Source organism: Streptomyces sp. A18 (genome assembly GCF_059026065.1).
On sequence record NZ_JBWLKL010000170.1, the window covers coordinates 1 to 323 of the forward strand.

Sequence of the window (323 nt, forward strand, 5' to 3'; positions counted from 1 at the left end):
ATGTCGAGCAGGTCCGCCTCGGAGCGGGCCACGAGCTCACCCACGGAGTGGATGCCCTCGCGCTTGAGGCAGTTGTACGACCGAACGGTGAGCTCGAGCTCCTCGATCGGCAGGGCGAGATCGGCGGCCAGGGCGGCGTCCGTGGGCGAGGGGCCCATGTCGATGCCCTCGGCGTCGATGTTGAGCTCGCGGGCCAGACCGAACAACTCGACCAGGGTCTTGCCTGCGGACGCCATGGCGTCACGCGGGCGCATGGCCTGCTTGGTCTCGACGTCGACGATCAGCTTGTCGAAGTCGGTGCGCTGCTCGACACGCGTGGCCTC

Annotated in this window: 1 protein-coding gene; it reads right to left on the reverse strand. The window is 68.4% G+C overall.

From position 1 onward, the window contains the following. The coding region (locus AC5P1C_RS44010; protein ID WP_493871615.1) for a DNA-directed RNA polymerase subunit alpha C-terminal domain-containing protein at positions 1-323 on the reverse strand (323 nt) is incomplete at both ends.